Below are 11,881 nucleotides of genomic sequence, written 5' to 3'. Positions count from 1 at the left end.
GGGCGTGCTTGGTGGGGGTGTGGTCGGTGGGTGTGTTCGGCTGCGCGTGGTTTGGCAGGGCGTACTTGGCTGCGCGTGTTCGGTGGGGCGGCTTCGGCGGCGCTGCTCAGCGGGGCGTGTTCGGTATGCGTGTGGTCGGGTGGGCGTGTTGGCGGTGGTGTGGTGGCGGTCGTGTGCAGGTGGTTGGTCAGATTGGGATGGCGCCTAGGACGAGTTGGTCGAAAGGGCCTGTGTCGTTTGGGCGCGGGCCCTCTGTCATCGCGTAGACGACGACCCGGGCGGGATGTCGGTGCTGTTCTCGGGCCCGCAGCGCCAATTCCTGGACGACTTCGGCGAGATGGGCGCCGCAGGAAGTACGTCCGCCCGTCCGGTCTCTGGGGACGGACGCCGCCTCCAAGCACACGTGAAAGCAGGAGGACCGTCCGCAACAAGCCATCGAGCACGGCTTCCTGCAGTTGAGGGGAGGATAAGCGGGGTCGCTGTGCATCGGTGCCACTTTCGGCGTCGCGAAGTCGGCGACTAGCGGGGGGATTGATGGCCGAGAGGGGTGCGAATCGTCACGGGGTGAATCGCGGTGGTGCGAATTCAGTGACTCCTCGGGCAGCAGGGCGTGCACATGTGCGCCTCCAAGGCAGCGGCCGGGGCTGAGAGCCTCAATGATGCACCAGCCGTTCCTTCATTTCAACGCGTACTGGATAGCCTGCCGCGCTCTCCGGCTAGCCGGTCAACCTCCCGCCTTCTGGTGTTTTAACCGAAATACCTAAATGGGGCCGGGTCTGGTGCGTCCGAAATGAGGTAGGTCATCACTGTGAGTCCGGAAACTTTGGGAAGTCTGGCATCGGGCGGCATGGCGGCGTCCGGAGGTCCTGCGTGGCCGAACCGGCAGGTGGCGCACCTCAGCGTGGTACGGCTTCCACGTAGAGTGGCGGGCATGGCCATGTGGGACAACGACGAACAGCGCCTCGCCACCGGGCGGATCACGTCATGAACGTCCGCGTCCTCACGTTCAACACGCTGTTCCGCGGCCGTTCGCGGGCCCGCCTGAGCGTGCTGGCCCGGCTCATGGAGGAATCGGACTACGACGTCGTCTGTCTCCAGGAAGTCATCTCGCCGCGGAACCTGGCCCACCTGCGTCGGGCGGCGAAGTCGTACCCGCACATCGCGCACGCGGCGACCTTTCCGGTGGTGCGCGGCGGCTTGGTCACTCTTTCGCGTCGGCCGATCACTCGCCGCCATTTCCAGTCGTTCACGCCCGTCCGTCCGGCCCGTCCTGAATTGCTGCTGCGCAAAGGCGCCCTGTTCACGCGCGTCCAGCTTCCGGACGGGTTCCTGACGGTCGTGAACACGCACCTTTCCGCGAACATGGACATGGACTGGTCCATGACCAACGCCTACACCAGGGTCGAGGAATCAGAGCTGCGCGAACTGGCCGCCCTCATCGGAAAACTCGACGCGTCCGAACCGAAGGTCGTGATGGGCGACTTCAATGTCCCTCGGCCGCACGAGCTGTTCCGTCAGTTCGCGGCCACCACCGGCTTGCGTGACGCCCTCGATGGCGACACGGCGCCCACCTTCCGTCCCGAGTATGCGGTCCTTGAGCCGATAGACCAGGTCCTCGTCACACCGGGCATCAAGGCCACGACGCGCCTGCGCTTCAAGGACCACGTCCGTCTTGCGGGCGGCCGCCTCGTCCCGCTGTCGGACCACTACGCCGTGGAAGCGACCCTCACCCTGCCCGCGAACTCCTGATCTATGGGTCGTGGCTGGTGGCTGCGTGCCTCGGAGCCCCGGCCAAGGCGTCGGCGGCCGGGGCTCTCTGGCTGGACGGGGTCAGTCGGTGCAGACGGTGCCCGGCTTGGGCAGGGTGCGGTCGGTCAGGTAGCGGTTGGCGGAGTCCCGGACACACTGGGACACCATGAACATGCTGTAGTCGTCGCCCGCCCTGCTCAGGACGACACTGCCGGGCAGTTGGGAGGCGAGGGCCCGGCTCTCAGAGTGCAGGGCGAGGGCCTGATGCGTGGACTGGACGACCAGCGCGGGTGGCGCACCCCGCACCTTTCCACCGGAATCCACCGCCTTGGCGTCTATTGGCCAGCCGATGCAGCCCGCGTACCTGTTCCAGGAGCTCACCGCGCCGCCGAGATGCGGCGAGATCTCGGCGAGCCGCTTCCGCACCCAGGCGACCTGCTGGAACGTCCGGATGGGACGGGCGCCGTCCAGGCAGGTCGGCACCTGGGCCTGGACGAGATCGAGCGTTCGGTCGGGGTTGCGGGTGAATTCGGAGGCGTCGCCCGCCTGGGCCTTGGCGATGGCCTTCGCCAGCGCGGGCCACTGGATGAACGAGACGTTCATGAACTCCTGCGTGGCGACGCGAATGTCCTCGCCGGTCAGCGGACGGTGGGCGCCACCTGCCACGGGGATGGGGTCCCGGTCCGCGCGGGCGATGAGCGCGTCGTATTCGGCGGCGACGTCGCGTCCCTTGAGGACACAGTCGTCCGAGGTGGTGCACCAGGTGGCGAAACGGTTGAACGACTGTTCGGCCGCACTGGCCTCGTTGAAGATGCGGCGGAGGGGTGAGCCGGTGTTGTCCAGTGCGGTGTCCAGGTACATCGTGCGCAGGCGTCCGGGGAACAGGTCGGCGTAGGTGCGTCCGAGAAGGTTGCTGTAGAGGATTCCGTACCAGTTGAGCTGCCGCTCCCCGAGGCCCTTGCGGACCGCCTCGACGTCGCGGGCGACGCTGGTGATGTCGACGTTGGCCATCAGATCGCCGTTCCGGCGGAGGCAGTCCCGCGCGAGGGCGCGGTTGTGGGTGACGAGTTTCTGGAACGCCCGCTGGTTTTGAGGGAAGTAGCTGACGCCCGCCGGCCTGAGCGGCTCGGCGCAGCGGATCGGCGTGCTGCGTCCGACCCCGCGCGGATCCAGGGCGACGAGGTCGAAGCGCTTCGTCATGTCACCGGCGATGTGGGGGAGGCCCGCCTTCATCGCCAGCCTGAGCTGCTCGATCGCGGAGCGTCCGACGCCGTTGTTGAGCATCAGGGTGCCGACGCGGCGCGCCTGATCGTCGGCCGGACGCTGGACGAGCGCCAGTTCGAGCTGCTCACCGCCCGGCCTGGACCAGTCGACCGGCACCCGCATCGTCCCGCACCGCATCCCCTGGAACTCGGCCTCGGCACACGCCCGCCACTCGATCCGCCCGGACACCTGCCCACGCCCGTTCCCCCCGGCCACGTTCCCCCCGGTCGTCTTCGAGCCGGTCGCGTTCCCGCCGGTCGTCTTCGACCCGAACCCGTTCGAGCCGGTCGCGTTCCCGCCGGGCGCGTTCGAGCTGGCCGTGTTCGCAGTGGGTGGGTTCTGGCTGGGGGCGGCGAGAACAGGTGTGATCATCATCGTCGCGGCCGTTGCGGCGACGGTGAGCGTCCACGCTGCTCGCCGTGTTGCTCTTCTCATCTCAAGCACTCCCTTGTAGCAAGCCTGAACTAACGCGATAGCTCATTGCTAGCGTTATAAGGTCTAACTAGAGTGAGGGAGCTACAGTGCCACGTCAAGGGGGCTGCCGGAGAACGCGTCCAGAAGTCCTATCGTCACTGGTGGCTGTGCTGTGCTGAGCTGAGCGGACGGAAGAGGCGGTGACATGGCGGAGATCGCGGCGTCTCCCCGCGAGCGGTACCGGGCCCAGGTGCGCACGGAGATCAAGGAGCGGGCGTGGGAGCAGATCGCCACGGCGGGTGCGTCCGCGCTGTCCCTCAACGCGATCGCCAAGCGGATGGGGATGAGCGGCCCGGCGCTCTACCGCTACTTCGCCAACCGCGACGAGCTGATCACCGAGCTGATCAGGGACGCCTACCGCAGCCTGGCCGACGCCTTCCACGCCACCGCGGCCGATGGCGGCACCGACCTCGCGGGCCTGGCCCAGACCGTCCGCCGGTGGGCACTCGACGTCCCCCACCGCTACTTCCTCATCTACGGGACGCCCATCCCCGGCTACCACGCCCCGCCCGACACCGCCAAGATCGCCGGGGAGCTGATGGCGATCATGCTCGACGCCTGCCCGCCCGTGCCGGCGGACGGCGCCGCCCCCGGCACCGCCCTTGACGCACACCTGGAGGAACACACGCATTGGGGTCGTTCCCACCCCGCCCCGGTGCAGCGCCGCGCCCTGACCTTCTGGACGCGCCTGCACGGCGTGATCTCCCTGGAACTCGCCGGCCACTTCAACGGGATGGAATTCGACCCCGTCCTCCTGTACGAGGCGGAAGTGGACAGCCTGCGGAGCTGATCGTCCCGTCAGCCAGGCTTGCGGGCTTCGATGAGGAACCGGGACGAGTGAGCGACGAACACGCCGTCCTCGCGGATCTGCTCGTGCAGGCGCCGCAGACGGTCGCGGTACGCGTCGACGGAGAAGCCCGGGACGATCCAGATCACCTTGCGCAGGAAGTAGACGATCGCGCCGATGTCGAAGAATTCCATGCGCAGGCGTTCGAGGCGCAGGTCCTTGATTTCGAGTCCGGCGGCCATGGCATCGGCGCTTTCGATGTCCGGATGGCGTTTCTGCCGCGCTTCGGGCTGCGGCCCGAGAAAGTACTCGGTCAGTTCGAAAACGCTGGCGGGACCGACGTGCTGGGCGAAGTACGTACCGCCGGGGGCGAGGACGCGGGCGATTTCCGTCCACCAGACGGTGGCGGGGTGGCGGCTGACGACCAGGTCGAACGCCGCGTCGGCGAATGGCAGCGGCGGCTCGTCGGGATCGGCGACCACCACGGCGCCCCTCGGATGAAGCAGGCGCGTGGCCTTGTCGACATTCGGCGGCCAGGATTCCGTGGCGACCATTATGGGCGGGAATCTGGCGGCGCCGGCCAGCACTTCACCGCCACCGGTCTGGACGTCCAGCGCCGCTTCGGCCTTGGCCAGCCGCTCGCTCATCAGCCGCTGATATCCCCAGGACGGGCGCTGCTCCGTCGCCCGGCCGTCCAGCCAGGAGAAATCCCAGCCCGCGACGGAGACGGATCCGGCCTCCGCGATCAGGTCCTCGAACGTGCGGTCCATGCTCCCATTGTCGCGGCAGGCGGCCCGTACTTGACCGCTGACCTGCGCCGTGATCGGCTCGTGTGAGCGTCGCGGTGCACCCGGCAGGAGGACGTCGAGGGCATGGAGGCGCCGGATCATAGGACGACCTTGGAATCATCCCGCGACCGCCTCATGGCTTTCGGCAATCAACTGATCGAAGTGCACATCTGGCTCCGCGAGGAACTCGACTCGCTCCGCAAGACCCTCGACGGAGACGACGCAGACGGCGCGCTGGACGCGCAGGACGCCGAGGCGCGTCCGCGCGAACTGCGAGCCCATTGCCTGACCTTCTGCGCGGCGCTGAGCCGGCACCATTCCGGCGAGGAGGACGGGGCGTTCCCGGCACTCGCGCAGCAGTTCCCCGAACTGCGCCCCGTGCTGGACGAACTGCGCCGCGACCACCAGTTGGTACATCCCTCCAACGCATGGAGACACTCCTGGCCGGACTCGGCAAGGAATCGGACCCGATCGCCATGCGGAGAGAACTGGACAGCCTCGCCGCCCTGATGGAAACACACTTCGTCTACGAGGAGAGACGGATCGTGACGGCGCTCAACGCCCTGGACATGCCGGACTGGGAGTGCATCCACCCCGACTTCCTCATCAGCGGAACCACCGTCCTGAAGCCTGACCGCCCTTCGCCTCGCCGCTGAAGCGCGCGCCGCGCCATGCCCTCGTCCGTCTTCTGAAAATCGGTGCGGATTCCTGTCACAACCGTCCGATGCGGTCCGTCATTGCGGTGAACGGCCGGTGCGGAGGCGTCGGCTCGGCTCGAATGGCGAGGAGAGATCGATGCAAGCACGGATGAAGAACCCGGCCTATGTCCTGCCCGCCGCGTCCAAGGGGATCGGCAGTTTCATCCAGGCGATCAACGATGGCGGGATCTCCCATGAGCTTCAAGAACTGGTCGCGTTGCGCGCGAGCCAGATCAACGGATGCAGCGCTTGCGTGCAGGCTCACGTCCACAACCTCACCAAAGCGGGGGAGACGGCCGAACGGGTGGCGGCCGTCGCGGCCTGGCGGGAGGCGCCCTTCTTCACGGACGCCGAAAGAGCGGCTCTGGAACTGGCCGAGCGCGTGACCCGCCTCGCCGACCGGTCCGCGGATTCGGTGCCGGACGAATTGTGGGACGAGGTCGCCGACGCCTTCGACGAGAAGCAGCTCTCGGCGCTCATCCTCGTGATCGCTCTGACGAATCTTTTCAACCGGCTCAACACCACCATCCGGGAACCCGCCGGAGCCACGTGGGGCTGACCGCCTCAGCCTGGGCTCAGCCCGGGCTCAGCCTGGATTCGATTTCCATCAGAAATTCCAGCGCCGCCTCGTCGTCCGTCCGGGCGAAGACGGCGCTGACGGCTGCGGCGGCCTCACCGCCGGTCAGCCAGCCGATGACCTGCTGGTATGGGCGGGACGTGCTGTCCCAGTAGCCGTTGGAGAGGCGCGGTCGCCCTCGCCGCCAGATCAGGTTCTCTGTGACGAACTCATGCAGGTGGCGGACGGCGGGTTCGGACATCAACGCACCGGCCCATTCGTCCAACCAAGGGGTCATGTCGGCATTCGTGCCGGCGAGTGCGCAGATGGCGGAGCTTGCCGACGGGCTGGTGGGGAAGTCGGTGAGAGTTCGAGTCCAAAAGGCATCCAGGAAGGCGGCGATGGCGTCGCGCTGTGGCCAGTCCCGCCATCCAGCCTGGCTGAGTTTGCTGAAGATGATTTCTACGTCCGGCCAGACGAATGCGTCTTCGGCCGCCAGTTCCAGCAGGCGCGGCGAGAAATAGTGGAAATCCTCCGGCCTGCCCCAGGTGTTCAACACCTTGGCGGCGTACCGGGCCAGATCCGCGGCGGTCAGATCGCGGAGGGGACGGGCGAGCAGCGGCCGTCCCTCATCGGGGCCGACGCAGCAGGGGCACCCGTCTAGTTCCACAGGACGAGGCACGTCCGCGAACGCAGCATAGAGATCCTCGACCACCGGCTCGCAGGCTTTATCGGCCATTGAGGAATCGTCCCATCCGAGCAGTTCGGGCCCTAACCGCCGCCGCCGACCGTTCGGAACTCGGTGATGGTGACCTTCTGCTTCGGCGGGCCGTCACCGGTCCCCATGGCGCTGCCGTCCTCGGCCCCCGCCTTCGCCACTTTGTCGACGATCTCCAGCCCGGATGTGACCCGGCCGAAAATGGTGTAGTCGGGTGCCAGGGACGTCGTGTCCCCGTAGATGATGAAGAACTGGCTGCCATTGGTGTTCGGCCCGGCATTGGCCATGGCCACGGTGCCGCGGGTGTAGCGGGTTCCGGCCGCGATCTCATCCGCGAACTGGTAGGAGGGCCCGCCGGTTCCGGTCCCCGACGGGTCGCCGCACTGCAGGACCTTGAGGGTCTCGCTCGTCGTGAGGCGGTGGCATGTGGTGTTGTCGTAGTACTTCTTGCTCGCGAGGTGCGCGAGTGAGTTCACGGTGCAGGGTGCCTTGGCGGGGTCCAACTGGACTTCCAGCGTGCCGAGGTTGGTCTTGATGGTCGCCCGTTGCGGCTGAGTCGCGGGCACCTGGGACGGCGGTTTTCCTACGTCTTTGACGGTCTGGCCGGTAGTCGGTGAGTAGGTGCAGGTCTTCGTTGACGGGTTCGATTGCGTCACCGTCTGGCCGCCGCCGCTCGTCCCGCCGCCCGTGCCCGTCCTCGTCCCATTGTCCCTGAGCAGGACTGCGGCGAATACCCCTCCGGTGACCAGGAGAACAGCGGCGGCTGCGCCGACGACGATCAGGAGTGGACGTCTTGACCGTCCAGGCACCACCGGGCCTGTCGGTTGAGGGAACCCTGCGGGAGGTGGAGGCGGCCCACCAATCGGTGCCGTGCCCTGCTGATAAGCGCCGAACGTGGGCGAACCTGATGGGGGAGCGCCCGGCCAAGGCCGTCCAGCCGCGTGCGCCACGTGGGCGTCGGCCGCCGGCGGGGACGGCGCGTAGTGAGGCGATGGGAGTGCGGCGGCGGATGTCCCTTCGGCGAGCAGGCTCACGCGCGCATCCGAATTCGCGTCGGCGTCCGGGGCCGCGTGCGGATTCGCGTTCGCGTCCAGGGCCGCACTCGGGTCTGCGTCGGCGTCCGGGGCGGGAAGCGGGGTTCCGTTCACGTTCGGCCGGTTGCCGAGCAGGCGCTGCAGGAGTTGCAGCGCGGTCGGGCGGGCCGCCGGGTCCTTGGCCAGGCAGGACGCGACGAGCGCGCGCAGCTCCCCGGTCAGCGCACCCAGCTGCGGCTCCCCATGCAGGACGCGCTGCATGATGGCCGCCACATTGTCGCTGCCGAACGGCGGCGCCCCGTTGGCGGCGAACGCCATCGTGCACGCCCACGCGAACATGTCCAGGGGCGCGCCGCCCGCCAGGCCCGCCACCTGCTCCGGCGCCATGAAGGCCGGTGTGCCGACCGCGCCGGTCATGGTGGCCGAGGTCGCGTCGAGCGGACGGGCGATGCCGAAGTCGATGACCCGCGGGCCGTCCTCGCCGAGCAGCACGTTGGCCGGTTTGAAATCGCGGTGGACGACGCCCGCCTCGTGGATCGCGGCGAGCGCCGTGGCGGTGCCGATGGCCAGCCTGACCAGCTCGCCGCCGGACGCCACGCCCCGCTCGGTGATGTGCTCCCGCAGCGACGGCCCGTCGATGTACTCGCTGACGATGTACGGGACGTCCTCGTCCGTCCCGGCGGCGAGGATGCGGGCGGTGCAGAACGGCGCGACCCGCCGGGCCGCGGCCAGCTCCCGCTCGAACAGCGTCCGGGCCCGGTCGTCGTGGCCGATCCCGGCGTGCAGGAGTTTCACCGCGACGCGCCGGCCCGTGTCCGATTCGCCCAGGAAGACGCTGCCCTGGGCGCCCTCGCCGATCCGGGCCGTCAGCCGGAACCCGGCGACCTCGCGGGGATCGTTCGAGCGCAGTGGACGAGGGTCGGGCATTCAGGACCTCCACGGCGGAAGCGGCGAGAGCAGATTATCCACAAGTCGCCGATCACCGGCGCGGCGGCCCGGGACCCGCTACGCGTGCGCCGCCACCCCATGGGCCGGGCCCATAGCAGCGTGTCTAGGACGATGCGGCAATGAGATCGCGATACCACCCGTAAGACTTCTTCGGCGTGCGTTTCTGCGTCTCGTAGTCGACGTGGACGAGGCCGAAACGCGGATGGTAGCCCTCCGACCATTCAAAGTTGTCCAGAAGCGACCACGCGTAATAACCGCGGATGTCGATGCCCTCGTCGATGGCCGTCCGCATTGCCTTGATGTGCGCGTCCATGAATTCGATGCGGGACGAGTCGTCCACCATGCCGTCGGGACCGATCTCGTCCGGGAACGAGCAGCCGTTCTCGGTGATGTAGAGCGGCGGCAGCAAGTACCGCGAATGGAGACTGCGCAGCAGGGACAGGAAGGCATCAGGGACGATCGGCCAGCCCATCCCGGTCGTCGGGTACTCGCTGATGTCAGTGATCTCGAACGGCAGCGGGCCTTTACCCACATTCTTGAGGCGCGTCGGCTGGTAGTAGTTGACGCCCAGGAAATCGATAGGCGTCGCGATGACAGCGGCGTCCTCAGAACGGACGAACGAAGCGTCCCCCATGACGTCGGGATAACGGCCGAGGAGGACCGGATCGGTGAACAGCCGGTTCATGAACCCGTCGAATGCGTCCGCGGCCGGCTGGTCGTCGGGAGTCGCGGCCCACGCCGGTGAATAGTGATTCGTCAGGCCGATCTGGCGGGCGCCGCGTCCGCGCAGGGCGTTGACGGCGAGGCCGTGGCCGAGGAGCTGGTGGTGAGCCGCGGGGAGCGCGTCGAGCATGAGCGTCCGGCCGGGCGCGTAGACGCCGAACGCGTAGCCGTAGGCCATGACGACCACGGGCTCGTTCAGGGTTATCCACATTTCCACGCGGTCCGCGAGGCGCTCGGCCGCGAGGTAGGAGAATTCAGCGAACCGGTAGGCGGTGTCGCGGCTCATCCAGCCGCCTGCGTCTTCGAGCGGCTGCGGGAGGTCCCAGTGGTAGAGGGTGGCGGCGGGGGCGATGCCGGCGGCGAGCAGGCCGTCCACCAGGCGGTCGTAGAAGTCGAGGCCCTTCGGGTTGACGGGCCCGCTCCCCTGCGGCTGGACGCGCGGCCACGCGATCGAGAACCGGTACGAGCCGACCCCGAGCCCCGCCATCAGCGCGACGTCCTCCGGCCACCGGCGGTAGTGGTCGCAGGCGACGTCGCCCGTGTGTCCGTCGCGGACGCGTCCGGGCGTGTGGGCGAAGGTGTCCCAGGTGGACGGGCCCCGCCCGTCCTCCTCGACCGCGCCTTCGATCTGGTAGGCGGACGTGGCGACGCCCCAGCGGAAGCCGTCCGGCAGCCCCATCGCGTTCCCTCCCGAACCCCACCCGGAAATGTGAATCAATTTCGGATATTAGGCGCTCGGATGGTGCGCACGGAAGAGTCTCATGACCTTGGGGTGGTGAACGGCACGTTGTGCATGCCGGAGCCCATCGTGTTCGGGTGACAATGGTGGCGTGACCGATATCCGGACTCCCCTCCGCCGCCGTCCCGCCCAGCGCCGCAGCGCCGAACGCGTCCAGCGGATGCTCGACGCCTGCGCGGACATCCTCGACGAGGACGGCTACGACGGCCTCACCACGACGCGCATCGCCCAGCGCGCCGACGTGGCCATCGGCTCGGTGTACCAGTTCTTTCCCGACAAGCGCGCCGTCGCGCAGGCCCTCGCCCTCCGCAACCTGGAGGTGTTCGGGGAGCGGATCTCGGCGCGGCTGGCCGAGGGCGGCTTCGGCGACTGGTCCGACACGGTCGGCGTGATCATCGAGATCTTCGTCGAGATGCACCGGACCGTGCCAGGCTTCCGCGTGCTGCGGTTCGGCGACGTCGCGGACGTCAACCTGCTCGACTCCGACGCCGACAACAACGCGGTGGTCGCCGGCCGGCTCCGCCAGATGATCGTGGAGTCGTTCGGCGTCCAGGACACCCCGCGCCTCGCCACCGCGCTCGCCATCGCGGTGGAGGCCGGCGACGCCGTCCTGAAGATGGCCTTCCGCCGCGACCCGGCTGGCGATCCGCTGATCGTCGCCGAGGCCGAGCGGCTGATCCACGGCTACCTGGCGTCGCATATCGAGGAGGCCTGACCGCACCCCGCCATCTGTGGCAGACTCCGCAAAACGCTACAGAACGGGTGAGTTCGCTGGACGAGGAACGGCTCCAGGCGCAGAACACGCTGCTGATCCGGCAGCGTGTTCGCCTGATGGTGAACCAGTACGAGGTGCACGCCGAAGCCCCGGGCGGCGGCGAGGGCGAACTGCTCGCCTTCGCGCAGCAGAAACGCCTCGCCTTCAAGGAGCAGGTCACCCTCTACGCGGACGACGCCAAGACCCGTCCGATCCTGGGATTCAAGGCCCGCAAGCGCATCGACCTCGCGTCCGCGTACGACATCACGGACGCGAACGGCCAGCCGATCGGCGTCTTCCGCAAGGACTTCAAGAAGTCGCTTCTCGCCTCGACCTGGCACCTTGAGCAGCCCGGCCTTGACGTCACGACGGGCAGCGAACGCAACAAGACCGTCGCGGTCATGCGACGCATCTGGCAGTTCATCCCCTACGTGGACGCCCTCCCGTTCGCCTGGCCGTACCACTTCGACTTCTACGCCGGCGACCAGCTCGTCTTCTCCGTCGTCAAGAAGTTCGGCTTCCGCGACCGCTACGTCGTAGAGATCAAGGACCCCCGCCTAGACCGCCGCCTGGTAATAGCCCAAGCCGTAGGCCTAGACGCCCTCCAATCCCGCTAACCCGCGCCACCCCTTCAAGCCCCACCCCGGAAC

The 11,881-nt window shown here is 68.1% G+C and carries 12 protein-coding genes; 6 read left to right on the top strand and 6 right to left on the bottom strand.

Annotated elements, in window-relative coordinates; genetic code table 11:
- The first annotated feature begins 984 nt into the window (after positions 1-984).
- Positions 985-1,749 (top strand): endonuclease/exonuclease/phosphatase family protein, encoded by a 765-nt coding sequence (locus E1287_RS38635; RefSeq protein ID WP_131970317.1) that lies wholly within the window; start codon positions 985-987, stop codon positions 1,747-1,749.
- Between the two features lie 81 nt (positions 1,750-1,830).
- On the opposite strand, the gene E1287_RS38630 is transcribed toward E1287_RS38635, so the two are convergent.
- Positions 1,831-3,447: an alpha/beta fold hydrolase gene (locus E1287_RS38630; protein WP_207934715.1), complete on the bottom strand. Its 1,617-nt coding sequence runs from the start codon at positions 3,445-3,447 to the stop codon at positions 1,831-1,833.
- 184 nt (positions 3,448-3,631) lie between these two features.
- Here E1287_RS38630 and E1287_RS38625 point away from each other — a divergent pair, with 184 nt between their 5' ends.
- Positions 3,632-4,276, top strand: coding sequence for a TetR/AcrR family transcriptional regulator (locus tag E1287_RS38625; protein ID WP_131970315.1), 645 nt, complete (start codon positions 3,632-3,634; stop codon positions 4,274-4,276).
- An 8-nt stretch (positions 4,277-4,284) separates the two neighbouring features.
- On the opposite strand, the gene E1287_RS38620 is transcribed toward E1287_RS38625, so the two are convergent.
- Together E1287_RS38620 and E1287_RS46090 are read right to left on the bottom strand one after the other, a co-directional pair.
- Positions 4,285-5,043: a class I SAM-dependent methyltransferase gene (locus E1287_RS38620; protein WP_131970313.1), complete on the bottom strand. Its 759-nt coding sequence runs from the start codon at positions 5,041-5,043 to the stop codon at positions 4,285-4,287.
- Between the two features lie 135 nt (positions 5,044-5,178).
- Positions 5,179-5,478 (bottom strand): hypothetical protein, encoded by a 300-nt coding sequence (locus E1287_RS46090; RefSeq protein WP_243719731.1) that lies wholly within the window; start codon positions 5,476-5,478, stop codon positions 5,179-5,181.
- 11 nt (positions 5,479-5,489) lie between these two features.
- On the opposite strand from E1287_RS46090, the gene E1287_RS45140 reads away from it, so the two are divergent.
- Positions 5,490-5,717: a hypothetical protein gene (locus tag E1287_RS45140; RefSeq protein WP_207934716.1), complete on the top strand. Its 228-nt coding sequence runs from the start codon at positions 5,490-5,492 to the stop codon at positions 5,715-5,717.
- Positions 5,718-5,856: 139 nt separating this feature from the next.
- A complete protein-coding gene (locus tag E1287_RS38610; RefSeq protein WP_131970311.1) occupies positions 5,857-6,318 on the top strand; it encodes a carboxymuconolactone decarboxylase family protein in 462 nt (153 codons plus the stop codon).
- 16 nt (positions 6,319-6,334) lie between these two features.
- Here E1287_RS38610 and E1287_RS38605 read toward each other — a convergent pair whose 3' ends face one another.
- The 3 genes from E1287_RS38605 to E1287_RS38595 form a co-directional block, all read right to left on the bottom strand.
- Positions 6,335-7,054 carry a hypothetical protein gene (locus tag E1287_RS38605; RefSeq protein ID WP_131970309.1) on the bottom strand — a complete coding sequence of 240 codons (720 nt, stop codon included), beginning with the start codon at positions 7,052-7,054 and terminating at the stop codon, positions 6,335-6,337.
- Between the two features lie 32 nt (positions 7,055-7,086).
- Positions 7,087-8,994 (bottom strand): peptidylprolyl isomerase, encoded by a 1,908-nt coding sequence (locus tag E1287_RS38600; protein WP_131970307.1) that lies wholly within the window; start codon positions 8,992-8,994, stop codon positions 7,087-7,089.
- 124 nt (positions 8,995-9,118) lie between these two features.
- Entirely contained in the window at positions 9,119-10,417 is a 1,299-nt protein-coding gene (locus tag E1287_RS38595) for a GH1 family beta-glucosidase (RefSeq protein WP_131970306.1), read from the bottom strand.
- A 151-nt stretch (positions 10,418-10,568) separates the two neighbouring features.
- Here E1287_RS38595 and E1287_RS38590 point away from each other — a divergent pair, with 151 nt between their 5' ends.
- Positions 10,569-11,192 carry a TetR/AcrR family transcriptional regulator gene (locus E1287_RS38590; protein ID WP_131970305.1) on the top strand — a complete coding sequence of 208 codons (624 nt, stop codon included), beginning with the start codon at positions 10,569-10,571 and terminating at the stop codon, positions 11,190-11,192.
- Positions 11,193-11,239: 47 nt separating this feature from the next.
- On the top strand, positions 11,240-11,848 hold the full coding sequence (locus E1287_RS38585; RefSeq protein WP_243719730.1) for a hypothetical protein: 609 nt from the start codon (positions 11,240-11,242) through the stop codon (positions 11,846-11,848).
- Positions 11,849-11,881 lie beyond the last annotated feature (33 nt).

Origin of the sequence: Actinomadura sp. KC06, assembly GCF_004348735.1 — a bacterium.
In the GTDB taxonomy this organism is placed as follows: domain Bacteria; phylum Actinomycetota; class Actinomycetes; order Streptosporangiales; family Streptosporangiaceae; genus Spirillospora.
The sequence above is the reverse complement of the archived record's forward strand: the minus strand, read 5'-3'. Positions and strand labels throughout refer to the sequence as shown.